This is a genomic window from Stenotrophomonas sp. GW821-FHT02D01, from assembly GCF_059421765.1.
The window spans coordinates 245,987-270,903 of sequence record NZ_JBWKVP010000006.1 but is presented as its reverse complement, the minus strand read 5'-3'; the positions used below and the strand labels follow the sequence as shown (position 1 = coordinate 270,903).

Sequence of the window (24,917 nt, the reverse complement as noted above, 5' to 3'; positions counted from 1 at the left end):
CAGGATGGGCCGTTGGTCGCATGTCGTAGATGGCCTGCGACCGCTAGCGGCACCCCTCCAGGTGCCGGACAGGTTCCGTACCGCGCAAGGCGGTCCGTGTTCGTCGGACCGCACCTTGGACCCGTTGACTCCTGGACTGAATGGAGCGGGCCCCCAAGGTTGCTGCTGCGGGTCGGGTAGGCTATAAAGGCCCGCTTTCCCGGGCCCCGGGGAATCCAAGGAAGAGCGTTTCGTGGCTGCTAAAAAAACTGCAAAGAAGGCCGTCAAGGCCGCCAAGAAAACCGCCAAGCCTGTTGTGAAGAAGTTGGCGGCCAAGCCCGTTGCCAAGAAGCCGGCCAGCAAGCCGGTGACCAAGGCGGCATCCTCACAACCGGCGGCCAGGAAGGCCACCGCAAAGAAAACGCCGGCCAAGTCCGGCAAGCCGGCAGTGGCGAAGAAACCCGCTGCGCCGGTCAAGGCCAAACCTGTCGCTGCCAGCAAGAAGGCGCCGGCGGTGAAGAAGGTTGCCAGCAAGGCTGCGCCGGTGAAGAAGGCCGCTGCCAAGCCGGCACCGAAGAAGGCAGCAGCCAAGCCGGCGCCGAAGGCGGTGGTGAAGAAGGTTGCCGCCGCGCCTGCTGCCAAGCCGGCAGCAAAGAAGGTGGCGCCTGCCAAGCCGGCACCGGCCAAGAAGGTTGCCAAGAATGTCGCCCCGCCGGCCGCCAAGCCGACGCCGGCCCCTGTAGTGAAGTCCGCACCGAAGCCAGCTGCGAAGCCGGCCCCGGCCAAGTCTGTCCCGGCCAAGACCGCGGCAGTGGCAGCAGCCAAACCGGCCCCCAAGCCGGCCACGGCCGCCGCTTCTGCAGCATCGACCGCCCCGCAATCCAAGAATCCCGTGCCCGTTTCGAAATCGCCTGCCAAAACCGCCGTGAAATCCGATTCCGCTCCGAAGACCGTGACCCGCCCCGTGGGCAAGGTTGCCGTGGCCGTCGCTGCCCGTTCGGCAGCGCCTGCGCCGCGTAGCAAGTACAAGGTCGTCGAATACAAGACCGACGAGGCCACCGGCCGCCCGATCCTGCCCGCAGGCTACAAGCCGGCCTCGGACGAGGAGTACATGAGCCCGCTGCAGCAGGAGTACTTCCGCCAGCGCCTGCAGAACTGGCGCGCCGACCTGGTGGAAGAGTCCAAGCAGACCATCGAGAACCTGCGTGAGGAAGTGCGTGACATCGGCGATGAAGCCGAGCGCGCGACCCGCGAAACCGAGAACTCGCTGGAGCTGCGCACCCGTGACCGTTACCGCAAGCTGATCGGCAAGATCGACAGCACCCTCAAGCGCCTGGAAGCAGGCGATTACGGGTACTGCGTGGACACTGGTGAAGAGATCGGCCTGGAGCGCCTTGAAGCGCGCTTGACCGCCGAGCGCACCATCGACGCCCAGGAGCGTTGGGAGCACCTGCAGAAGCAGCAGGGCGACTGATTCCGGTTCGTTGTGATGTCATGCAAAAAGCCCGGCTTCGGCCGGGTTTTTTGTTGGGTTCGAGTTGGCTGTGTAGAGCGGCGCCTTGCGGGTATCGGGGTGAGCCTGCGGGTGGGGCCAGGCAGGACACGCTGCAAGTACATCCCTGTAAGCTCGGCCGCGGCATCCATGCCGCGGACGGTCCTGCCCGGACCCACCCGCAGGCTCTCGACGGTTTCCTGCGTGCGCGGTTGCTATAAAGCCGAGCCCATGCTTGGCTCGGGCCGAAGGCGGAGGGCAAGGAAGAGCAAAAGCAAAAGCAAAAGCAGCCAAGCATGGCTTGGCTCTACCAGGAGCGGCCATGCGTGCGCTCGCGGCTGTTGGGTCCGCCTTGTAGCGAGCCGAGTACCGCAGGGGAATCAGGGGCGAAGAGGCGCCGCTGTTTGAGCGCAGCGAGTTCGGCGCCGTCCCCTGATTCACCGAGGAGCGCAGGGCACCGGTGCGCAGCACCGGCTCGCGGATGGCGGCGCGTTTCTTTGGTTACTTTCTTTGCGCGCGCAAAGAAAGTGACAAACCTATTCATCGAGGGAGCGTGACGAGGCCAGTCCAATGCCCGGCGCCGCCGAACCCGCTCTCCGCGGGATCACTGCAGATCGCGCAGATTCAATTTCCGCAGCGTCGGGTTCTTCCATGCGGTGACCCCGGCCACGCTCAGCACCGCGAACCCGCCCAGCACCACCGCCGGCACCAGCCCCAGCACCCTGGCCATCGTGCCGGCATAGAACGCGCCCAGTTCGTTGGACGAACTGATGAAGATGCCATTGATCGACGATACCCGGCCGCGCATCTCTTCCGGCGTGGCCAACTGCAGGATGGTGGAGCGGATCACCACCGACACGCCGTCGAAGGCGCCGTAGAACAGCAGGATCAACGCCGACAGCCAGAAGTGCTGGGACAGGCCGAAGCCGATCACGCACAATCCGAAGCCGGCGACCGCGAACAGCAGCACCCGACCGGCATTGCGGTGCAGGGGGTGGCGCGCCAGCCACAGGCCCACGCACACCGAACCCAGTGCCGGCGCCGCGCGCAGGATGCCCAGGCCCTCCGGGCCGTGATGCAGGATCTCGTGCAGGAACGCCGGCAGCATCGCCACCACGCCGCCCAGCAGTACCGAGAACATGTCCAGCGCCATGGCGCCGACCATGATCCGGTTGCCGACCACGAAGCGCGCGCCTTCGGCAATGCTCTTGAAGATCGGGGCGGCTGGACCGGCATGCACCGGCTCTTCCACCTTCAGCGTGGCCAGGCAGCCCATCGCCACCAGCGCGAAGGCCGTGGCCACCGCATAGGACAGGCCCTTGCCACCGAAGCCGACCAGCACGCCACCCAGTGCCGGGCCGGCGATCATGCCGGTCTGGAACACCACGGCGCCGAGGCCGGCGCCACGGGCGAAATGTTCACGTGGCAACACGCGGGCGAACAGGGCGTTGTAGATCGGCGACAGGAAGGCGCGGACCATGCCGGTCAGGGCGATGGCTGCATAGATCGGCCACACGCCTTCAACCGGCAGCCAGCCCTTGGCTACGCTGGTCAGCACCAGCGCGGTGGCGACCAGGCCGGAACAGGCGACCATGCCCAACTTGCGGCGCGGCAGATGATCCACCAGGTAACCGGCAAACGGGGCCACGCAGAAGAACGGCAGCACCTCGGCCAGGCCGATCAGGCCCAGCGAGAACGGATTGCGGGTGACTTCGTAGATGTGCCAACCGACGGTGACCGCGACCACCTGGTAGGACAGCATCGCGAAGATGCGATACGCCAGCAGCCGGGCGAAACCGGGCCGGGACAGCAGGCCCAGCGCGGTGTCTTCGGCCGTGGCGGGCTCGCTCACGACGGATCGCGCTGCAGCTGGGCCTGCGCGGTCTCGCGGATGAACGCCAGCATCGCCGCCACGCCGTTGCTGCGGGTCGGCGACAGGTGGCGGGCCAGGCCGATATCCTGGATATAGCTGGGTTCGGTGGCCAGGATCTCCTGCGCGCTGCGCCCGGAGTACACGCGCAGCGCCAGGAAGATCAGGCCGGAAACGATGGCCGAATCACTGATGGCGTGGAAACGCAGCGACTGCGCATTGCCTTCCGGCACGATCCAGACCATCGACTGGCAACCGAGCAGGCGGTGCTCTTCGGTCTTCCATTCTTCCGGGAAGGCGGGCAGCTTGCGGCCGAGGTCGATCAGGTACTGGTAGCGCTCGGACCAGTCGCCGAAGAAACCGAATTCCTCGGCGATGGCCGTCTGTGCCTCGGCGGCGGTGGGTTCAAGCGGGAACGGGGAGTCGATCACAACAGTCTCTACAGTAGGGAGCGTGACCGGCGGACCGGCCACGGGGCAGGGCAGGTCAGCCGCGCTTGCGCGACCAGCGCACGCCCTGCGGGGTGTCTTCCAGCACGATGCCTTCGGCGGCCAGCTGGTCGCGGATGGCGTCGGAACGAGCGAAGTCGCGCGCCTGCTTGGCCGCCGCACGTTCGTCGATCAAGCCCTGGATGCGCGCGTCGTCGTCGCTGTCGCCAGCGGCGTTGCCGAACCACTGCGCCGGATCGGCCTGCAGCAGGCCCAGGGCGAGGCCGGCGCCGAGCAGTTCACTCTTCAACCGTGCGCGTTCGGCAGGATCGGTGGCGCGGCGCGCTTCACCGGCAATACGGGCCACTTCGGCCAGCGCCTGCGGCGTATTGAGATCGTCATCCAATGCCGCTTCGATCTCTGCCGGGATCACCGCGGTGGCGGCCACATCGGCCAGCTCGCGCAGGGTGCCGTACAGGCGGTCGAGGGTGCGGCCGGACTGTTCGATCAGCGCGTCGGACCAGTCCAGCGGCTGCCGGTAGTGGGCCGACAGCAACGCCAGGCGCAGCGCCTCGGGGGCATGCCTGCGCACCAGGTCGTGGACGCGCTCGATGTTGCCGATCGACTTGCTCATCTTGGCGCCGCCGAAGTTGAGCATGCCGTTGTGCAGCCAGAAGCGCGCGAACACCTTGCCGCCGTGCGCGCACTCGCTCTGTGCGATCTCGTTTTCGTGGTGCGGGAACTGCAGGTCGACGCCGCCGGCATGGATGTCGATGGTCTCGCCAAGGTGCGCGGCGGCCATCGCCGAGCATTCGATATGCCAGCCGGGACGGCCGCGGCCCCAGGGCGACTCCCAGCCCGGCAGGTCGTCGCCGGACGGCTTCCACAGCACGAAGTCGCCAGGCGCGCGCTTGTAGGGAGCGACCTCGACGCGGGCACCGGCCAGCATCTCTTCCGGGTCGCGGCGCGACAGCTTGCCGTAGCCCTCGAAACTGCCGACGGCGAACAGCACGTGGCCCTCGGCGGCGTAGGCATGCCCGCTGCTGACCAGCTGCTCGATCATGGTGATGATCTGCGCCATGTGCGCGGTCACTTCCGGCTCGATGTCCGGCGGCACCACGCCCAGCGCGGCCATGTCTTCACGGTAGGCAGCAGCGAAACGGTCGGTGATGGTGCTGATCGGCACCCCCTGCTCGCGCGCGGCGGTGTTGATCTTGTCGTCCACGTCGGTGATGTTGCGGGCGTAGCGCAGGGCACCGAAGCGCCGCCGCAGCAGGTCGGCCAGCACCCCGAACACCACAGGCCCACGGGCGTTGCCGATGTGCACGTAGTTGTAGACCGTCGGGCCGCACACATACAGGGTCGGACAGGCCGGATCGAGCGGGGTGAACGGTTCGAGCTGGCGAGTCAGGTTGTTGTGCAGGCGCAGGGTCATGGGTCTGTGACTGGGGGACAAGCCTGTGATTTTAGAACGTGTCGGGGCCCTTTGGGGGGACCGTTGCCACCGGTGGACGTCACCGGCGGCCGGGATGGGGTGGGCAGGAACGGCGCGGACGGGTAATGTTCAGCCCCTTGCGGTCACCACTGCCTACACTATTGCCGTGTCCCTGCTCCCTTCGCCAATGAAAACCACCGCGTTGCTGACCCTGGCCTGCCTGTCGGCGCTGCCCGCCGTGGTCCAGGCCCAGGAGGCCGAGCCCCGCAACCGGGTGGTGATCGTGGAGAACGTGAAGTTCGACTACGCCCAGGTGCTCAACGTGGAGCCGGTGTTCCAGACCCTGCGTGCAACCCGCACCGAGGAGCACTGCGAACCGGTCTCGACCCGTACCCTGGCGCCGGTCAACGTCACCGGCGAGGAGCCGGTGGAGGACAAGGGCCGCATCGGCCGCCTCTGGGATTCGGTTCGCTCGATGTTCAAGCGCAGCGACGAGGAGGTGCTGGAGGAACTGCCGGCGGAAGCCCCCGCCCCGGCGCCGGCCAACACGGGGCCGATGCTGACCCGGGACTGTCGTATCGTGCCCGTCGGACGCGAGTTCCGCCGCCCCATCGCCTATGACGTGGACTATGTCTACAAGGGCACCAAGTACCGTTCACGGCTGCCGGAAGACCCAGGCAACCGGTTGAAGATCCGGGTTTCGATCACCCCCTGGGTGGGCCCGGAGCAGGCTGCCGCCGGCACCCCCTGATTCTGCGACGCCGGCCTCTTGCGCCGGCCCCGGCCGCATGTAAAGATTGCCGGCCAATGAAGCTCACCGACTTCCAGCACGACAGCAGCGCCGCCCGCCAGGCCACTGGCATGACGTCGCGTGCCCGTCGACCGGAACCCCACATTCTCGCTGGGTAATCCGGAGCTTTCTGCTGTTCGTCCGAAAAAAACCCAGCCCGCCGGCTGGGTTTTTTCGTTTCCGCGTTCTGAAAGCTTCATCTGCAACCTTTTCGTACCACCCTGGTTCCCGGTTTTCCCTTCCACCTTCCACCGCGTCGACCCTCGGCGCCGCTCATGCAAGGAATGATGATGTCCCCCAAGCACTTCCTGAACACCCAGGACTGGAGCCGCAGCGAACTTGACGCGCTGCTGACCCAGGCTGCGCTGTTCAAGCGCAACAAGCTCGGCGACCAGCTCAAGGGCAAGTCGATCGCGCTGGTGTTCTTCAATCCGTCCATGCGCACCCGCACCAGTTTCGAGCTGGGCGCGTTCCAGCTTGGTGCCCACGCAGTGGTGCTGCAGCCGGGCAAGGATGCATGGCCGATCGAGTTCAACCTCGGCACGGTGATGGACGGCGATACCGAAGAGCACATCGCTGAAGTAGCCAAGGTGCTCGGCCGCTACTGCGACATCATCGCCGTGCGCGCGTTCCCGAAGTTCGTCGACTGGGCCTACGACCGCCAGGACGTCGTGCTCGAGAGTTTCGCCAGATACTCGCCGGTGCCGGTGATCAACATGGAGACCATCACCCATCCGTGCCAGGAACTGGCGCACGTGATGGCACTGCAGGAGCATTTCGGTACCCAGGACCTGCGCGGCAAGAAGTACGTGCTGACCTGGACCTACCACCCCAAGCCGCTGAACACCGCGGTGGCCAACTCGGCGCTGACCATCGCCACCCGCATGGGCATGGACGTGACGCTGCTGTGCCCGACCGCCGACTACATCCTCGACGAGCGCTACATGGGCTGGGCCGAGCAGAACGTGGCCGAGAGCGGCGGTTCGCTGAAGATCAGCCATGACATCGACAGTGCCTATGCCGGTGCCGACGTGGTCTACGCCAAGAGCTGGGGCGCGCTGCCGTTCTTCGGCAACTGGGAGCCGGAGAAGCCGATCCGCGACCAGTTCAAGCACTTCATCGTCGACGAGCGGAAGATGGCCCTGACCAACAACGGCGTGTTCAGCCACTGCCTGCCGCTGCGCCGCAACGTGAAGGCGACCGACGGCGTGATGGATTCGCCGCAGTGCATCGCCATCAACGAAGCCGAGAATCGCCTGCATGTGCAGAAGGCGATCATGGCTGCTGTTGCCGGCCGCTGATTTCGTACGTCGTTCAAGCATTCCAGACAATCCGCCGGGCATGGCCCGGCGCTACCAGGACATACCCCCCCATGAGCAACAAAGACGTCGTTCTCGCCTTCTCCGGCGGCCTTGATACCAGCTTCTGCGTGCCGTACCTGCAGGAGCGCGGCTACAACGTGCATACCGTGTTCGCCGATACCGGCGGCGTGGATGACGAAGAGCGCGATTTCATCGAGAAGCGTGCCGCCGAGCTGGGTGTCACCAGCCACCAGACCGTCGATGGCGGTCCGGCCATCTGGTCCGGCTTCGTCAAGCCGTTCGTGTGGGCCGGCGAGGGCTACCAGGGCCAGTACCCGCTGCTGGTGTCGGACCGTTACCTGATCGTCGATGCCGCGCTCAAGCGCGCTGCCGAACTGGGCACCAACATCATCGCCCACGGCTGCACCGGCATGGGCAACGACCAGGTGCGCTTCGACCTGGCAGTGAAGGCCCTGGGTGACTACCAGATCATCGCGCCGATCCGCGAGATCCAGAAGGAACACACCCAGACCCGCGCCTACGAGCAGAAGTACCTGGAAGAGCGTGGCTTCGGCGTGCGCGCCAAGCAGCAGGCCTACACCATCAACGAGAACCTGCTGGGCCTGACCATGTCCGGCGGCGAGATCGATCGTTGGGAAGCACCGGGCGAGGGCGCCCGTGGCTGGTGCGCACCGCGCGCCGAGTGGCCGGAACAGGCGCTGACCGTCACCCTGAAGTTCGTCGAAGGCGAAGCCGTCGAGCTCAATGGCAAGGCACTGCCGGGTGAGCAGATCCTGGCCCAGCTCAACAAGCTGTTTGCCCCCTACGGCGTCGGCCGTGGCGTGTACACCGGCGACACCGTGATCGGCCTGAAGGGCCGCATCGTGTTCGAGGCACCGGGCCTGGTCTCGCTGCTGGCCGCACACCGCGCGCTGGAAGATGCGGTGCTGACCAAGCAGCAGAACCGCTTCAAGCCGGACGTGGCGCGCAAATGGGTGGAGCTGGTGTACGAAGGCTTCTACCACGACCCGCTGAAGACCGACATCGAAGCCTTCCTGAAGTCCTCGCAGGCCAAGGTCAACGGCGAAGTGGTGCTGGAAACCCGTGGCGGCCGCGTCGACGCCGTTGCGGTGAAGTCGCCGCACCTGCTCAACACCAAGGGCGCCACCTATGCGCAGTCGGCCGACTGGGGCGTGGAAGAGGCCGAGGGCTTCATCAAGCTGTTCGGCATGAGCTCGACGCTATACGCGCAAGTCAATCGCTGAGCGATTGAATTGCGCGCGCGTCTCCCGCGCATTCCACATAATCCCCGCGCCGTTGGCGCGCCCCCTTGAACATCAAGGGGGCTCTCCTCCAGCCGGTACACGTTGTACTGAAGGATCTTTGATTCATGCTTGAACAGACGATCTCGCATCTGCAGGCCCTGGTGTCCTTCGACACCCGCAACCCGCCGCGTGCGATCACCACCGGTGGCATCTTCGATTACCTGCGTGCGAACCTGCCCGGGTTCAACGTCGAGGTGATCGACCATGGCGCCGGTGCGGTCAGCCTGTATGCGGTGCGCGGTACGCCGAAGTACCTGTTCAACGTGCATCTGGACACCGTGCCGGACTCGCCGCACTGGAGTGCCGACCCGCACGTGATGCGCCGCCTGGACGACCGCGTGGTCGGCCTCGGTGTGTGTGACATCAAGGGCGCGGCCGCGGCGCTGGTGGCGGCCGCCAATGCCAGTGATGGTGACGCGGCCTTCCTGTTCTCCAGCGATGAAGAAGCCAACGATCCGCGCTGCATCGCCGCGTTCCTTGCCCGGGGCATTGCGTACGAAGCGGTGCTGGTGGCCGAACCGACCATGAGCGAAGCGGTGCTCGCCCATCGAGGCATCAGCTCGGTACTGATGCAGTTCGCGGGCCGTGCCGGCCATGCGTCGGGCAAGCAGGATGCAGCCGCCAGTGCGCTGCACCAGGCGATGCGCTGGGGCAACCGCGCGCTGGACCATGTCCAATCGCTGGCCTCGGCACGCTTCGGTGGATTGACCGGCCTGCGCTTCAACATCGGGCGCGTGGAAGGCGGCATCAAGGCCAACATGATCGCACCGGCGGCGGAAGTGCGTTTTGGTTTCCGGCCGCTGCCATCGATGGATATCGATGCGCTGCTGGCGACCTTCGCCGGCTTCGCCGAACCGGAAGCGGCGCTGTTCACCGAAACCTTCCGTGGCCCCAGCCTGCCGGCAGGGGATATCGCTGAAGCCGAGCACCGCCGCCTGCTGGCGCGCGACGTGGCCGATGCGCTGGACCTGCCGATCGGCAACGCGGTGGACTTCTGGACCGAGGCGTCGCTGTTCTCGGCCGGTGGCTACACCACGATGGTGTTCGGCCCGGGCGACATCGCCCAGGCGCATACCGCCGATGAGTTCGTGACGCTTGACCAGCTGCAGCGCTACACCGACGCCGTACACCGGATCATCGCCGCCGGCGCCTGATCGACCCACAACGCCGCTGCGCTTCTGCGCGGCGGAACTGCAACGCGGCGACCGCCGCCTGTGACGAAACCGAAATGTCTCCTGCCCTCCAGCCCCACCGCCAGACCCGCCAGACCATCGTGCGCCTGCTCTCGAGCATGGCCAGCGCGAAGGAGATCAGCCAGTACCTCAAGCGCTTTTCGCAGCTGGACGCCAAGCGCTTCGCCGTGGTCAAGGTCGGCGGCGCGGTGCTGCGCGACGATCTCGACGCGCTGACCTCCTCGCTGTCGTTCCTGCAGGAAGTCGGCCTGACCCCGATCGTGCTGCACGGCGCCGGCCCGCAGCTGGATGCGGAACTGTCGGCCGCCGGCATTGAAAAGCAGACGGTCAACGGCCTGCGGGTGACCTCGCCGGAAGCGCTGGCGATCGTGCGCCGGGTGTTCCAGCAATCCAACCTGCGCCTGGTCGAAGCGCTGCAGCAGAATGGCGCGCGCGCCACCTCCATCACCGGCGGCGTGTTCGAGGCGGAGTACCTGGGCCTGGACACCTACGGCCTGGTCGGCGAGGTGAAGAAGGTCAACCTGGCGCCGATCGAGGCCAGCCTGCGTGCCGGCTCGATCCCGGTCATCACCAGCCTGGGCGAGACCGCCGGTGGGCAGATCCTCAACGTCAATGCCGACTTCGCCGCCAACGAACTGGTGCAGGAGCTGCAGCCGTACAAGATCATCTTCCTGACCGGTACCGGCGGCCTGCTGGACGAGCAGGGCAGCGTGATTGATTCGATCAACCTGTCCACCGAGTACGACCACCTGATCGCACAACCGTGGATCCACGGTGGCATGAAGGTGAAGATCGAACAGATCAAGTCCCTGCTGGACCGGTTGCCGCTGGAATCGTCGGTGTCGATCACCCGGCCGGCCGACCTGGCCAAGGAACTGTTCACCCACAAGGGCTCGGGAACGCTGGTGCGCAAGGGCGAGAAGGTGCTGCGTGCAACCGCCTGGAGCGAGCTGGACCTGCCGCGCCTGAAGGGCCTGATCGAATCCAGTTTCGGCCGCACCCTGGTGCCGGACTATTTCGAGAGGACCACGCTGCTGCGCGCGTATGTCAGCGAGAACTACCGCACGGCGGTGATCCTCACCGATGAGGCCGAGGGCGTGTACCTGGACAAGTTCGCCGTGCTCGATGATGCGCAGGGCGAAGGGCTTGGCCGCGCGGTCTGGAACGTGATGCGCGAGGAAACCCCGCAGCTGTTCTGGCGCTCGCGCAACGGCAACCCGATCAACCACTTCTACTACGCCGAGTCCGATGGCTGCTACAAGCAGGGTCATTGGAAGGTGTTCTGGTACGGTGCCGATGGCATCGACCGGATCAGGACCTATGTCGACCACTGCGCGGTGCGTGCGCCGAGCCTGGAGGGCTGAGCGCGATGAACCACGCAGACTGGACCCGGGTACCCACGTTGACCGGCACGCATGCGCGGCTGGAACCGCTGCAGATGAGCCACATCGACGGCCTGCGCGGCGCGTTGGGCGAAGGCGCGCTGTCCAGGCTCTGGTACACCCAGGTGCCCGATGCGAAGGCCATGACCGGCTATGTGCAGGCCGCGCTGCAGGCACAGGCCGAAGGCAAGGTGCTGCCGTTCGTGGTGTTCGATGCCAACGACCAGATCGTCGGCACCACCCGTTACTACGATCTGCAACCGGACGTACCGCGGCTGAGCATCGGCTACACCTGGTATGGCGAATCGGTGCAGCGCACCGGGGTCAACTCCGAAACCAAGCTGATGCTGCTCAGCCATGCCTTCGAGCGGCTGGAATGCCTGAGCGTGGTGTTTGAAACCAGCTGGTTCAACTTCACCTCGCGCACCGCGATCGCACGCCTGGGCGCCAAGCAGGATGGCGTGCTGCGCAATCACCGCCGGCATCCCGACGGCACGCCGCGCGACACCGTCATCTTCTCCATCATCGATGCGGAATGGCAGGGCGTGAAACGCCACCTGCAGCACCGCCTCGATTCGCACGCATGAGCACGCACGCATGAGCACTTCCTCCTCGTTCACCGTCGGCATCGTCGGCGCCCGCGGCCATACCGGCGCCGAGCTGATCCGCCTGGTGGCAGCGCATCCGAACCTGCAGCTGGGCTTCGTGTCCTCGCGCGAACTGGCCGGGCAGCGCGTGTCCGACCACTACCCGCAATGGCAGGGCGAACTGCAGTTCGAGAATCTCGACGCCGACGCCGTTGCCGCAAAGGGCGTGGACGCGGTGATCCTGGCCCTGCCCAACGGCCTGGCCGCGCCGTTCGTGGCGGCGCTGGAAACGGCGAAGCCGGACACGGTGATCGTCGACCTGTCGGCCGACTACCGTTTCGACAACACCTGGTACTACGGCCTGCCCGAGCTTACCCGCAGCCGTTACCGCGGACAGAAGCACATCAGCAACCCCGGCTGCTATGCCACCGCGATGCAGCTGGCGATCCATCCGCTGCTGGATCTGCTGGCTGGTCCGCCGCAGTGCTTCGGCGTGTCCGGCTACTCGGGTGCGGGCACCTCGCCGTCGGACAAGAACAACGTTGAACTGCTGGCCGACAACCTGATGCCGTACGCGCTGACCAACCACGTGCATGAGCGCGAGGTTTCCGTGCAGCTGGGCGTGGCGGTCGAATTCATGCCGCACGTCGCGCCGCATTTCCGTGGCATCACCCTCACCGCCAACCTGTGGTTGAACCGCGTGCAGACCCGCGAGCAGATCGTCGAGCGCTTCCAGCACGCCTACGCCGGTGAAGCACTCATCGAGGTCGTGGACGAGGCGCCGTGGGTGAGCCGCATCGCTGGCCGCCACGGTGCCCAGGTCGGCGGCTTCACGCTCGCCCCGGGCGGAAAGCGGGTGGTGGTGGTTGCGACCCTGGACAACCTGCTCAAGGGCGCTGCCACCCAGGCCATGCAGAACCTCAATCTTGCGCTGGGCATCGACGAACTGACGTCGATCCCGCACTGAAACCGTACAGGAGCTCCCCATGGCAGACCTTCTTTGGCAGAAGCCAGGCGTCGCTGTCGATGCCCAGATCCAGACCTTCCTCGCCGGCGACGACGTGATCCTCGATCGCGAGTTCTTCCTGCATGACATTGCTGCCAGCGCCGCGCATGCGCAGGGCCTGCAGCACATCGGCATCCTCAGCGCCGACGAACTGGCCGGGTTGCTGCGTGAACTTGAGGTGCTGGCGCAGGACTTCCGCGAAGGCCGCTTCGTGCTGGATACGCAGTATGAGGATGGCCATTCGGCGATCGAGGCACGGTTGACCGAACGCCTGGGTGATGCCGGCCGCAAGATCCACACCGGCCGCAGCCGCAACGACCAGATCCTGGTCGCCACCCGGTTGTGGTTGAAGGAAAAGCTGCAGCGCGTGGCGCAGGTCAGCGCCGAAGTGGCAAAGGTGGCACTTGACCGTGCGCAGGCCGAGCAGCATCTGCCGATTCCCGGTTACACCCACATCCAGCGTGCCGTGGTGTCCTCGGCCGGCATGTGGTGGGCCGGTTGGGCCGAAGCCTTCATCGACAACGCCGTGCGTGCCCGCGATACCCATGCACTGGTCGATGCCAATCCGCTTGGCACCGCCGCCGGTTACGGCGTGAACCTGCCGCTGGATCGCGAGCACACCACTGCCGCGCTCGGCTTTGCGCGCATGCAGATTTCGCCGATCTACGCGCAGCTGTCGCGTGGAAAGTTCGAACTGGCCGCGCTGGAAGCGCTGGGCGGTGCCACCCTGGACCTGCGCCGCATTGCCTGGGACCTGTCGCTGTTTACCAGCGCCGAATTCGGTTTCGTCGCGTTGCCGGCGCAGTACACCACCGGCAGTTCGATCATGCCCAACAAGCGCAATCCGGACGTGATCGAGCTGATGCGCGCGACCCATGCCAGCGTCGCCGCTGCACGCACCGAAATCGAGCAGCTGCTGTCGCTGCCGTCGGGCTACCACCGCGACCTGCAGTCGTCCAAGGGCGCCATCTTCCACGGCTTCGGGCGCGGCCTGGCCGCGCTTGAACTGCTGCCGGCGCTGCTGGCCAACCTGGAATGGCGCGATGACAAGCTGCGCGCAGCGATCGATTCGGGGATGTATGCCACCGATGTCGCGGTGGAAGCTGCGGTAGCGGGCGTACCGTTCCGCGAGGCCTACAAGGCCGCTGCTGCCGGTGCCGACAGTGCAGGGCAGGGGCGCACGCCGGAAGGCAGCCTGGCGGCGCGCGTATCGCCGGGTTCGGCGTCGGACCTGCGCCTGGATGAACTGCGCGCGCGCTGGCAGGCGCTGTCCTGATGGCCGGCACCGTCTACCTGGTGCTGGCGATGCGCCTGCCGGGCTTCACCGACGCCGTGGTGCAGCCGCACCGCGACTTCCTCGATGCGTTGCAGGCCGAGGGCCGCCTGCAGCTGACCGGCGGCTTTGCCGACGGCAGCGGTGGCGCCTATGTGCTGTGCAACCTCGATAGCCTCGCGCAGGCGCAGGCCATCGTCGCCACCGATCCGCTGATGACGATGCAGGCATCGGCGCTGAGCGTCCATGAATGGAATACCCGCTGAGGCGCCCCTGATGACTGTCCACGCCGCCCACGTTGCATCGCCGTTCCCCGAACAAGCGCTGCCGTCGTGGCGGCGCGCCGTGCTCAAGGTCGGCAGCAGCCTGCTGGCCGCCGACGGTGGTGGCCTGTCGCCGCGCCACGCGCTGGGCCTGGCCCAGTTCGTTTCGGCCAACGTGCTGGCCGGGCGCGAGGTCGTCATCGTCTCCTCCGGCGCGGTCGCTGCCGGCCGCGCGATCCTGCCCCGGGCCGATGAACCCGGTGCCGCGATGGCGGCGCGGCAGGCGTTGGCGGCCCTGGGCCAGGCGCAGCTGATCGGTCTGTGGCAGCGCTTCTTCGAGCGCCCGGTGGCGCAGGTGCTGCTGACCCATGACGATCTGCGCAACCGCCGCCGCTATCTCAATGCGCGGGCAACCCTCAACGAGCTGCTGCGGCTTGGCGCGCTGCCGGTGGTCAACGAGAACGACACCGTTTCGGTGGATGAGCTCAAGCTCGGTGACAACGACAACCTGGCCGCGACGGTGGCAGCGCTGGTCGATGCCGATGCACTGTTCATCGCCACCGACATCGACGGTCTCTACAGCGCCGACCCACGCACGCATGCCAATGCCCGGCCATTGCATGAAGTAGTCGAGTTGAATGACGCCGTGCTGGCGATGGCTGGCGGCGCCGGTTCGGTCGCCGGCACCGGCGGCATGCGCACCAAGCTGGAGGCCGCAGCCAAGGCCGGCCGTGTCGGCATCGAAACCTATCTGTTCAATGGCCGCAGCGGCGAGGTGGTACGCGCGCTGGCGCAGGATCGCCTGTACGGCACCCGCATCCATGCAGCGCGCAGCCGTGAGGCGGCCCGCAAGCACTGGCTGCGGCATGCACCACTTGCTGAAGGCGCGATCCTGATCGATGCCGGCGCCGCCCAGGCAATGCGCGAGAAGGGGGCATCGCTGCTGCCCGGTGGCATCACCGGTGCCGACGGCGCGTTCCGGCGCGGTGACATGGTGCAGGTATGCTGGAACACCGACGCCGGCCGGGTGTGCGTGGCCCGTGGTGTGAGCCAGTACGCCGCCGATGACGTGCGCCGCATTGCCGGCCGCCACACCCGCGACATCCAGACCGTGCTCGGATACAACTACGGCGGTACCGTCGTCCATCGCGACGATCTGGTGCTGCCATGAACCCACTGCAGGATATGCCGATGAGTGAGATCGAATCGCAGGCCCGTGCCTGCCGCGAGGCGGCGCAGGTGGTTGCCGGCCTGGACAGCGATGCGCGCAGGGCACTGCTGCAGGCGATGGCGCAGGCGCTGGAGGTCAATGCCGGACAGATTCTTGCAGGCAATGCACGCGACCTGGCCGCCGCCCGCGACAAAGGTGTGGGCAACGCGATGCTCGACCGTCTGGCACTGGACCCGGCGCGCCTGCTGGCGATGGCCGACGCCGTGCGCGAGGTGGCCGGGCTGCCGGACCCGGTCGGGCAGGTGACCCGCGACGACGTGCGTCCGAACGGCATCCGCGTGCAGAAGGTGCGCGTGCCGCTGGGAGTGATCGCGATGATCTACGAAGCACGCCCGAACGTGACCGCCGAAGCCGCCGCGCTGTGCCTGAAGGCGGGCAACGGCGTGATCCTGCGTGGCGGCTCGGAGGCGATCCATTCCAATACCGCCATCGCCCAGGCGTTGGCCGGGGCATTGAAGGCCAACGGCGTTCCCCCTGCCGCTGTGACGGTGCTGACCGACCTGCGCCGCGAAGCGATGCTGGAACTGCTGCAACTGCACGAACTGATCGACCTGGCCATCCCGCGCGGTGGCGAAGGCCTGATCCGCTTCGTCGCCGAGCACGCGCGCGTGCCGGTCATCAAGCACTACAAGGGTGTCTGCCACCTGTTCGTCGATGCCAGCGCCGATGCAGCCAAAGCGCTCGATCTGCTGGTGGACGGCAAGTGCAGTCGCCCGTCCGCGTGCAATTCACTGGAAACCCTGCTGGTGCACCGGGACATTGCCGCAGCGTTCCTGCCGCGTGCTGCACAGGCGCTGGCCGAACGTGGCGTGCAGCTGCGTGCAGACGAGCGCGCGCAGCCGTTGCTGCCGGGAAGCACCGCGGCCAGCGAAGACGACTATGCCGCCGAATTCCTCGATCTGATTCTGGCGGTCCGCGTGGTCGACGATCTTGATGCAGCGATCGCGCACATCCGTACCTATACCTCCGACCACACCGAAGTGATCGCCACCGAAGACGTAGCCAGTGCCGAGCGCTTCGTCAGCGCATTGCGCTCGGCGGTGGTGATGGTCAACGCGTCTTCGCGTTTTTCCGATGGTGGCCAGCTTGGCCTCGGCAGCGAGATCGGCATCTCCACCACGCGCCTGCACGCCTATGGCCCGATGGGGCTGGAAGCGCTGACAGTCGAACGGTTCGTGGTGCGCGGCGAAGGCCAGGTCCGAAGGGTCACAGCCGGGCTGCGCCCGGCACCCGCAGAGGCCACGGCAACAGCCGAAGCAACCGCCGAAGCAACCGCAAATGCAACGGCAACAGCGGGGTTCCTGCGGGATGGCGGGGTGGGTCCGGTTGCGGGGGACGCTGCAAGTACGTCCATGTAAGCTCGGTCGCGCCTTGCTCGTGTGCGCTGTCCTGCGCACACGGCAAGACCGGGGTTGGGCGTCCTGCCCAGCCCGCCCGAGGCATGCCTCGGGCCCATGGCGCTCACGCCCCCGCAACCGGACCCACCCCGCCTTCGACAGATCTCCGCAATCTGTCGGGATGGCATGACTTGCTCTTGGTGGGTGTCGACCTTGGTCGACACGTAGATCCACGCCATGCGTGGATGCCTTTTGATGAATTGTCGACTATTCGATTTCGATGGAGATTCATCCACGCATGGCGTGGATCTACCAGATTGCGGAAATCTGTGAGAGGTGGGGCGGTGTGGGTAGGCAGGACCGTTGGCGCCATGGATGGCGCCATCGAGCCCCCATGGATGGGTCTACGGCGTGTCCTGCCTGCCCATACCGCCCCGCCATCCCACTGACTGCCAGCTGTTGCTGTTGCTTCGGCCTCTGCGGGTGCCGGGCGCCGCCCGGCCGAACCCCCGTTACCTCAACAGCTGCGCGGTCATGCCCAGCGGCCGTGCATGCTCATCCATGTGCAGGGTGATGGCCTTGGCACCGAACATCTGTTCGGCAAGCTGATCGCTGGCACCCAGCGAATGGGCGATCTCCGCACGACTTGCGTCCTCGTGCGGGCCGCGCCGTTCCTTGCCGGCGAAGCGGTAGCGGTTGTACTCGGCCCAGGCGATCAGCAGCAGCGCACAGCACGCCAGGATCACCGGCAGGGCGATGATCACGAACGGGTCCAGATGCTGCTTGCGCTCGTACAGCTGCAGCCACGCCAGCTGCCCACCGAGCAACCAGGACACCAGCGTGACCAGCGGTGCCCACAGGTAGAAGTAAAACCCCCAGAACGCCAGGGTCACAAATCCCCAGGCGGTGCGCTGCAGGCGGGGCTGCTTGAGCGGCTTCTGGATCAGCCGCGAGTCGAAGCGGTTGGACGGCGTCCTGGCGGTCGTCTGGCGATGTGCGTTCATCGTATACCTCTGTCTGGGCTGACCCAGGTGGCACGCTTGCCACGCCGCCGGAGAAGGGTCTTCGGCAGCGCCACCAGCGTGGTGAACAGGCTGATCAACCAGTACGCCATCGGGTACCAGATGACCCAGAAATAGTTGCGGCCGATATGCGTTTCGTAACGCCTGTCGATGATCAGGCTGCTGGCGAACTGCAGCAGGCAGACCAGGGCCAGGATCACGCCATGCCATTGCGGCAGCAACGTGTCGATGTACAACGACGGCGGCATCGGGATGAACTTGCCCACTGCCCACAACAGGATGATCACCAGCATGGTGTAGGCCCACAGCACGCTGAGGATGTATTCCAGCAGCACGCCCCACATCCGCCGCTTGCGCCAGCTGAACAACGATGAGCCGTGGCGCAGCAGGACTTCCACACCGCCCTGTGCCCAGCGCAGTCGCTGCCGCCACAGGCCTTTCAGCGTTTCCGGCATCAGGATGAAGCACAGCGCATTGGGCTCGTAACGGATGTCCCAATGATCCAGCTGCAGCCGCCAGCTGATGTCGATGTCCTCGGTGACCATGTCATCGGCCCAATAGCCGATGCGGTGCAGGGCGGTGCGACGGAACGCGGCAATGACCCCGGACACGGTGAAGATGCGGCCGTACACGCGTTGGGCGCGCTTGATCATGCCGATGATCGAGGAGAACTCCGCCACCTGCAGACGGCCGAGCAGGGTGGAGCGATTGCGGATCCGCGGGTTGCCGGTTACCGCACCCACGCGCGGGCCGCTGGTCAGGTGCCAGACCATCCAGTGCATGGCGAACTCTTCCAGCATGGCATCGCCATCGATGCACACCAGGTACTCCGATCTCGCGGCCAGCGCGCCCATGCGCAACGCATTGGCCTTGCCCAGGTTGCGGTCCAGATGGACCACGCGCAGGCGCGGATGAAGCGCTGCAAGCGCGTCCAGGCGGGTGCCGGTGTCGTCGGTGCTGCCATCGTTGATGGCGATCACCTCGAAGTCCGGGTAGCGCTGGGCCAGTGCCGCGCCGAGGGTGTCGTCCAGGTTCGCCGATTCGTTGTGGCACGGGATCAGCAGGCTGGCGAACGGATACTCCGCCATCGGTGGTGGGTCGTTGCGCGGCCGCGACTTCCGCTCACGGCGGAAGAAGTAGTACAGGCCCCCGGACATCCAGAAGAACGCCATCACCATGGGGTAGAAGAAGGCGAACTGGAACATGGCGTTGAGCCACGGATTCATGTCCACGTCACTTCTCCGGATACGGGAAGTTGCGCGCGGACATCGCCGCGCGTGCATCCTGGGTCGACGGCTTGTCGGCGATGAAATCGTCCGGGTACCACGCGAAATGGCGCACGCCCTGTGCCTGCAGGCGGCGGATCTGCGCGCGCAGCTGTTCGCCGCTGATCGGCCGCTGCGTGCGCCAGTCCACGGTCTGCAGCTCGAACATCGTGTGCTTCAGCTCGGGGTCGTGCGCACGCACGGCCACCACCAGCTTGTCCAGCCAACGCTGCGGGCGGCGGCTGCCTTCCATCCATGGCATCGCCATCAGCGCGGTGCGGTCGTAGGCCTTGTTGAACAGGTCCAGGCGCTGGGCGAACCACGCCGCGCTCTGCGGCTCCAGCACCGGCTGCGCGTACAGGTTGCGCACGGTGCCCAGCTTGGGGCGCCAGCGTTGTGCGCTGTCACGCAGTTCCAGCGTGAAATCAATCAGCGCCTGGGTGCGACCGCCGTCGCTGCCTTCCTGCGGCAGCTGGGCAAGTTCGGTATCGCGCACGTAGCCGTCATCGTGGAACAGCAGGCCTTCGAAATACGAATTGATCGCCAGGTCTTCGTAGATGTCCTTGATGATCTGTCGTGCCTGCGGCTTGGTGAAATCCAGGCGGTACATGCCATCGCGTTCCGGGCTCTGGATGCCCAGCGCCGCACGCTGCGCGGCGTCGGGCAGTTCATAGCCCAGCACCGGCAACCACGCATACACCTTCACCCCGGCACGGGTTTTCAGCTGCCAGGCGACGCGGTTGAACAGGTCCGCGCGCATCGGCAGGTGGCGGTTCGGGAAGTACAGGGCATCGGCGGTGTTGTTGCCGTCCGGATCGGCGAAGGCCTGCAGGTAGACATGGGTCGGGCCGATCCGCTTCACCCGCTCGATCAGCGCATCCAGGTTGCGCGCCTGCTGTGCAGGGTCGCTGTCGTAGACCGAGTCCATATCGATCTGCAGTGCACGGGTACCGTCCAGATTGACGTTGCGACGCAGCTCGAAGGCCAGCGAGGTGATGTTCGGATTGCTGGTCACCAGCAGGCGTGCCAGGCCATGCAGGTCGGCCGTCACCGGCGTGCTGCGACCTTCCAGGTCGAAGGACACCGGCATGCCCAGCTGCTCGGCGATGTCGTTGCTCAACTGGTTGTAGGCGGCATACGGCCAGACGATCGCTTTCGGGCGTACACCCAGTTCCTTCTCGATGCGCTGCACGCTGCGGCCGAGATCGTCGCGCAGGCGCTTCTCGTACTCCTGCGCGCTTTCATAGCGCTGCGCCTTGGGGTCGTAGATGCGGGTGATCACCGCCGGGGTCTGGTTGCCCTGCGGGTTGGACTGCACGCCGTGGTGCAGGTTGTCGGTATGGCTGGCCAGTTCGATCAGGCCGCTGGCCTGCATCTCGCGCAGCTGGTCCCAGGTCAGGAAGTCGTCACGGCCGAAGGGACGGTAGCCGTAGTCGATGGTGCGTCCCGGTGCCATGTCCACGTAGTCGGTGATCACCGCCACCAGCGCCGGATAGTTGTACGCGCGCAGCAGGGGATAGACGCGGCTGTACACGCTGCGCAGGCCGTCGTCGAAGGTCAGCAGCACCGGCCGCGGCGGCAGCGTTGCTTCGCCGCGCGAGGCCTTGATCAGCTGTGACAGCGAGACCGGGTGATAGCCATGCGCGGACAGCCAATCCAGGTGTGCGGCGAAGTTCTGCGTGCTGACCGCGTAGGCGTCGCCGTCGGATTTTTCCAGCACATCATCGCGCACGTCGTGGTAGCTGAGCACCAGCAGGCCGTTGTCGGCCGCGTCCAGTTCCGTGGCTGAGACGGCGCGCTGGGCTGCGGCGGGCAGGGCGAGGGCCAGCAGCGCCAGCAGCAGTACGGTTGTCAGGTTGCGAAGCATCCGTTCCATCTCATTCTCCCCAGCGCAGCGCGGCATCGAAGCCGATATGTCGTTCACGTTGGCCGTCGTAGACCGGCCGCGACCAACTCACGCCGTACTCGAGGATCCGCCCTTGATCGAACTGCCATTCGTGGCGATAGGCCACGGTCGGAATGATTGAACTGCCAAAACCTTCCTGCCAGTAGTTGCCCACCGACACCGTCAGGCGATGGCGGAAGTGGCGCTCGTAATGGCGCCATAGCTGTTGGTCGATGCGCAGGCCCACTTCCACCGAGCGATCCCGCGAGGGGTTGAAGTAGGGCGCATCGTCGCGGCTGCCACGGCTGGTGTAGACGCTGCCCAGGCCATCGATCAACAGGCGCGGGCGGGTCAACAGTCGTTGTTCGATCGCACTGTTCAGCGTATCGCGGCGGTTGCCATCGTCGTAACGGAACTGGCTGCCACCGAAGCTCCAGTGGGTGCGCTCGTTGCGCGTGTAGTCCACTGCAACCGCAACGCTGTCGGCGGTGATGCCGGCCACGCGTGCCTGCATCGAGGCTTCCGGATCATTGCGGGCAGCGGTCACGCCGGCGTGCCAGCGATCATTGAACTGCCAGCCGAAGCCGCCGCGCAGGCCGGTGTCGCCGATGCTGTCGTTGGGGCGCATCACCGCCGCCTCGGCATCGAGGCGGTCGAAGCGGTAGCGCACGCCGGCACCGATCCACAGCGGATCGATGTCCTGGTCCTGGAAGCTGACCGAACGGCGGTCGGCGAAGGCAAACAGGCGCCAGCGGTCGTTGAGAACCGGCGAGGCCACTTCCACGCCGTAGTGCAGGTCGTCGTTGCCCAGCGGCGAGGTGCCGCCACCGCCGGAACTGCGGCCACCCTCGACCTTGGCCAGCAGCTGCCAGCCGCGATGGGCGCGCCAGTCGCGGTCCATGCGTTGCACCGCCGGCTGGCTTGGATAGCGAGCCAGCAGGTCGTCATGCAGCGGCCGCGCCAGGTCGTCGCGTTGCAGCTGCACGTAGGATTCGTACATGCCCAGGCGCGGCGCGATGTCACGCGGGTCCAGGGTATAGGCCATCTGGTGGCGCTCAAGTGCCCGCCGTGGCCAGCCGCGCATCTGGTAGACGCTGCCCAGTGAAGTCTGCAGGCTGCCATTGCCCGGGCCGACCTCGACCAGGGCTTCCAGTTCGCGCTGGGCCGTGGGCAGGTCGCCGCTGTAGGCCCGCACCATCCCCAGGTTCAGGTCGGCCTCGTAACGCGCCCAGTTCTGGAAGGGGGTCTTGCCGCCGCCCCAGCGCCAGGCCGGTTCGTCCTTCTGCCAGGCCTGCAGGTAGCCCACCGCCTTCTCCGCCTGCTCGGTTTCCAGATAGGCATAGGCCAGCTCCGAGCGTGACTCGAAGCGTGAGGGATCGTTCTTTGCGGCGGCCTCCAGCAAGGGAATGGCCTCCTCCGGGTTCTGGGTGGCCATCAGCGAGTCGCCTACGGCTGGCAGCACGTAATCGGGCAGGGGATGGCCTTCGCGCTGCAGCGCCCGCGCCTCGTCGCGCACCTGCGCGTGGCGGGCCAGGCGGTTGAGCAGGATCAGCCGGTCCATGCGGATACGCAGCGGCGCCTGCGCCTGTGTTGTGCCATCGCGCTCGACGTATTGCTCCATTTCCGCCAGCGAAGCCTCGGCCTCGTCCAGCCGGGTGTCTTCGCTTTCCCCGTAGGCCAGGCTCCAGTTGACCAGTTTGGCCACGTAGTTGGCCTCCAGCCGCGCTTTCTGGTCCTGGTCGAACAGGTTGGGCCGGGCCTGGTAAAGCCTCCAGGCACGATGGGCGTTGCCGATGTCGCCCAGGGTCAGTACCTGCAGCTTATACAGCAGGTCGTCGTTGGGCTCGCGCAGCTGCGCCCGCTCGATCGCCGCCAGCGCATCGACCCAGCGTGCCTGGTCACGGTAGTGCCCGATCTCGGCGAGCCGGTCGGCGCGCGTTATCACGGTGGGCGGCGGGGCCGCATCGGCCCAGTACGCCAGAGTGGCGCAGGCCAGACCGACGCACAGCGCCAGTGGACGGTGAACAACCATGAGACCCCCCTAAGCATCCATTGCTGAACGATGCGCTGAAAAGTGTGACGCACATCACATGCCAACTATAGCTGACGCTCTGCCAAAGCGCCTACTTCCTATCCGTACCTTGTTGACGGAGAGTCCTTGGATGACCGGCCAGCCCTGTCGCAACGCGTTGTTGCGCATACACTTTTCTGCTGTCCACTGGAACGGCACGGGGCAGCTGGGGCCGCGCTGTGGGGGCGTACCACGCTGGCAGGGCCGGTTCTGGACACGAAACGGGTCAGCTTTGGACACGCTACGTCACCCGCTGCGGTGGCGGTGTGTAGATCGCGGTAGTGGGGTGTGTGGGTCCAGCTTCACGGCGGCGGGCGTCAGCCCGCCGGTCCGGTCACCACAGGTCTTCCAGCTTGCGCGGCTTGCAGGCCACCCACGAGGCGCACAGCATCAGCAGCGCGCAGCCGAACAGGAAGGCGAAGGGCAGGGTCCAGCCCTCGCTGACGGTATGCAGCCAGCCGACCAGGAACGGGCCCAGGCAGCTGAAGCTGTAGCCCACGCCCTGCATGAAGCCGGACAGGGCCGCCGAACCGGTGGGGGTGCGCGTGCGCAGATTGATCAGGGTCAGCGCCAGCGGGAACGTGGACGGCCCGACGCCCAGCAGGCAGGCCCACAGCAACGGCGCCTTCATCGGGGCGAACAGCAGGCCGGCGAAAGCGATGACGAAGGCCGAGAAGCCGATCAGCACCAGTGGGAAGGGATTCTGCAGGCGCACCGCCAGCGATGGGATCACCAGCGATGGCAGCAGGCCCAGTGCCGAAAACACCGCGACCATCACCCCGCCGAAGGCAGGCGTGGCGCCGGCTTCGACCACGATGCGCGGCAGCCAGGTGAACATCGAATAGGTCATCAGCGAGGTCATGCCGAACATCAGCGTCATGCTCCAGCCCAACGACGTACGCCAGACCCTGCCGTGCGGCTGCGCGGTGGGATCGTTGCTGTCCAGCACCGGTTTCGGTGCGCGGCGCGCCAGCAACAGCCATGGCAGGGTGGCGGCCAGCGCCAGCAGCGCCCACATGCCCAGCGACACCCGCCAGCCTGCGGCGTTGGCCACCGGCACCGCCAGCAGCGCCGGCATCATCGTGCCCAGCTGCAGCACGCTGATGTACAACGTGCTCATGGTGCCGACCTTGTTGGCGAAGTAGCGCTTCACCAGCGGCGGCACCACCACGTTGCCGATACCCATGCCCGCCAGTGCGATCACCGAGCCCAGCAGCAGGGTGCCGACATTGCCGGCGCTGGAGCGCAGCAGCAAACCGGTGGCGGCCATCAGCATGGCCAGCAGGGTGGTGCGCTCAAGGCCGAGACGTCTTGCCAGCGCCGGGGTGGCGACGCCGAACAGTGCGAACGAAGCGGTCGGCAGCATGCCCAGCACGCCGGTCATGGTGGTGCCGAAGCCGAACTGCTGGCCCAGCACGTCCAGCAGCGGGGTGATCGAAGTGACGGCAGTACGCAGGTTGACCGCTGCCAGCAGGATTGCGGCGAACGCCAGCAGGCGACCGTGCAACAACGATGGCGAAGGGGAGGTGGGGGACGTCATGCGGTGTTCCTTGCAGGTGGCGCACGCCGCGCAGGTGGCGTGCAGCGCCCGCACCGGACGGGGCCGGTGTGGCAGGTGGGGGAGTGGTGGCCATTGTACGTGGACGGCCGCGTCGGGTCCTCGACCCCGCTCCGGTGCGTACGTGGCTGATGGCAGCGCAGCCGGCTGTCCCGGATTCCGGATACAAAAAAACCCGGAGGACACTGATGTCTTCCAGGCTTCTTGGTGACCACCGAAGTGGT

19 protein-coding genes and 1 pseudogene are annotated in these 24,917 nt (G+C 66.4%); 12 read left to right on the top strand and 8 right to left on the bottom strand.

Annotated elements, in window-relative coordinates; all coding sequences use genetic code 11:
- Positions 1–232: 232 nt before the first annotated feature.
- Complete coding sequence (gene dksA, locus AC07UW_RS14420) at positions 233–1,453, top strand: RNA polymerase-binding protein DksA (protein WP_336030031.1); 1,221 nt, start codon at positions 233–235, stop codon at positions 1,451–1,453.
- Positions 1,454–2,075: 622 nt separating this feature from the next.
- Here dksA and AC07UW_RS14415 read toward each other — a convergent pair.
- The 3 genes from AC07UW_RS14415 to cysS are packed head-to-tail and all read right to left on the bottom strand — an operon-like array spanning position 2,076 to position 5,204.
- On the bottom strand, positions 2,076–3,323 hold the full coding sequence (locus tag AC07UW_RS14415; RefSeq protein WP_336030027.1) for an MFS transporter: 1,248 nt from the start codon (positions 3,321–3,323) through the stop codon (positions 2,076–2,078).
- A complete protein-coding gene (locus AC07UW_RS14410) occupies positions 3,320–3,772 on the bottom strand; it encodes a SufE family protein (protein WP_312107815.1) in 453 nt (150 codons plus the stop codon). Before AC07UW_RS14410 ends, AC07UW_RS14415 begins: the two co-directional genes overlap by 4 nt.
- Before the next feature lie 55 nt (positions 3,773–3,827).
- A complete protein-coding gene (gene cysS / locus AC07UW_RS14405) occupies positions 3,828–5,204 on the bottom strand; it encodes a cysteine--tRNA ligase (RefSeq protein WP_312107814.1) in 1,377 nt (458 codons plus the stop codon).
- A gap of 187 nt (positions 5,205–5,391) precedes the next feature.
- Between cysS and AC07UW_RS14400 the strand changes: the two genes are divergently transcribed.
- The 11 genes and pseudogenes from AC07UW_RS14400 to AC07UW_RS14350 all read left to right on the top strand — a co-directional run.
- Entirely contained in the window at positions 5,392–5,955 is a 564-nt protein-coding gene (locus AC07UW_RS14400) for a glycine zipper 2TM domain-containing protein (protein ID WP_223497282.1), read from the top strand.
- A 329-nt stretch (positions 5,956–6,284) separates the two neighbouring features.
- On the top strand, positions 6,285–7,295 hold the full coding sequence (locus AC07UW_RS14395) for an N-acetylornithine carbamoyltransferase (RefSeq protein ID WP_025876421.1): 1,011 nt from the start codon (positions 6,285–6,287) through the stop codon (positions 7,293–7,295).
- Positions 7,296–7,366: 71 nt separating this feature from the next.
- Positions 7,367–8,560, top strand: a complete 1,194-nt coding sequence (locus AC07UW_RS14390) for an argininosuccinate synthase (RefSeq protein ID WP_093820483.1) — start codon at positions 7,367–7,369, stop codon at positions 8,558–8,560.
- A 125-nt stretch (positions 8,561–8,685) separates the two neighbouring features.
- Positions 8,686–9,774: an acetylornithine deacetylase gene (locus AC07UW_RS14385; protein ID WP_495212282.1), complete on the top strand. Its 1,089-nt coding sequence runs from the start codon at positions 8,686–8,688 to the stop codon at positions 9,772–9,774.
- Between the two features lie 74 nt (positions 9,775–9,848).
- Positions 9,849–11,177 carry an acetylglutamate kinase gene (locus AC07UW_RS14380; RefSeq protein ID WP_025876427.1) on the top strand — a complete coding sequence of 443 codons (1,329 nt, stop codon included), beginning with the start codon at positions 9,849–9,851 and terminating at the stop codon, positions 11,175–11,177.
- Positions 11,178–11,182: 5 nt separating this feature from the next.
- Positions 11,183–11,782, top strand: a complete 600-nt coding sequence (locus AC07UW_RS14375; protein WP_025876429.1) for a GNAT family N-acetyltransferase — start codon at positions 11,183–11,185, stop codon at positions 11,780–11,782.
- A 10-nt stretch (positions 11,783–11,792) separates the two neighbouring features.
- Positions 11,793–12,749 carry an N-acetyl-gamma-glutamyl-phosphate reductase gene (argC, locus tag AC07UW_RS14370; protein ID WP_033831570.1) on the top strand — a complete coding sequence of 319 codons (957 nt, stop codon included), beginning with the start codon at positions 11,793–11,795 and terminating at the stop codon, positions 12,747–12,749.
- A 19-nt stretch (positions 12,750–12,768) separates the two neighbouring features.
- Positions 12,769–14,064 carry an argininosuccinate lyase gene (argH, locus tag AC07UW_RS14365; RefSeq protein WP_033831569.1) on the top strand — a complete coding sequence of 432 codons (1,296 nt, stop codon included), beginning with the start codon at positions 12,769–12,771 and terminating at the stop codon, positions 14,062–14,064.
- Entirely contained in the window at positions 14,064–14,327 is a 264-nt protein-coding gene (locus AC07UW_RS14360) for a YciI family protein (protein ID WP_495212281.1), read from the top strand. Before argH ends, AC07UW_RS14360 begins: the two co-directional genes overlap by 1 nt.
- A gap of 10 nt (positions 14,328–14,337) precedes the next feature.
- Positions 14,338–15,495, top strand: a complete 1,158-nt coding sequence (gene proB, locus AC07UW_RS14355; RefSeq protein WP_363732590.1) for a glutamate 5-kinase — start codon at positions 14,338–14,340, stop codon at positions 15,493–15,495.
- Positions 15,492–16,757: pseudogene (locus AC07UW_RS14350) on the top strand (glutamate-5-semialdehyde dehydrogenase); the annotation flags it as partial. The gene proB and the pseudogene AC07UW_RS14350, both read left to right, overlap by 4 nt.
- A gap of 647 nt (positions 16,758–17,404) precedes the next feature.
- Here the strand turns inward: AC07UW_RS14350 and pgaD are convergent.
- The 5 genes from pgaD to AC07UW_RS14325 form a co-directional block, all read right to left on the bottom strand.
- Complete coding sequence (pgaD, locus tag AC07UW_RS14345) at positions 17,405–17,896, bottom strand: poly-beta-1,6-N-acetyl-D-glucosamine biosynthesis protein PgaD (protein ID WP_223495760.1); 492 nt, start codon at positions 17,894–17,896, stop codon at positions 17,405–17,407.
- Positions 17,893–19,140 (bottom strand): poly-beta-1,6-N-acetyl-D-glucosamine synthase, encoded by a 1,248-nt coding sequence (pgaC, locus tag AC07UW_RS14340; protein ID WP_189914630.1) that lies wholly within the window; start codon positions 19,138–19,140, stop codon positions 17,893–17,895. Before pgaC ends, pgaD begins: the two co-directional genes overlap by 4 nt.
- Before the next feature lie 7 nt (positions 19,141–19,147).
- Complete coding sequence (gene pgaB, locus AC07UW_RS14335; protein WP_428705095.1) at positions 19,148–21,055, bottom strand: poly-beta-1,6-N-acetyl-D-glucosamine N-deacetylase PgaB; 1,908 nt, start codon at positions 21,053–21,055, stop codon at positions 19,148–19,150.
- 1 nt (position 21,056) lies between these two features.
- Positions 21,057–23,096 (bottom strand): poly-beta-1,6 N-acetyl-D-glucosamine export porin PgaA, encoded by a 2,040-nt coding sequence (gene pgaA, locus AC07UW_RS14330; RefSeq protein ID WP_495212280.1) that lies wholly within the window; start codon positions 23,094–23,096, stop codon positions 21,057–21,059.
- A 373-nt stretch (positions 23,097–23,469) separates the two neighbouring features.
- Positions 23,470–24,675, bottom strand: coding sequence for a CynX/NimT family MFS transporter (locus AC07UW_RS14325; RefSeq protein ID WP_223495754.1), 1,206 nt, complete (start codon positions 24,673–24,675; stop codon positions 23,470–23,472).
- Positions 24,676–24,917 lie beyond the last annotated feature (242 nt).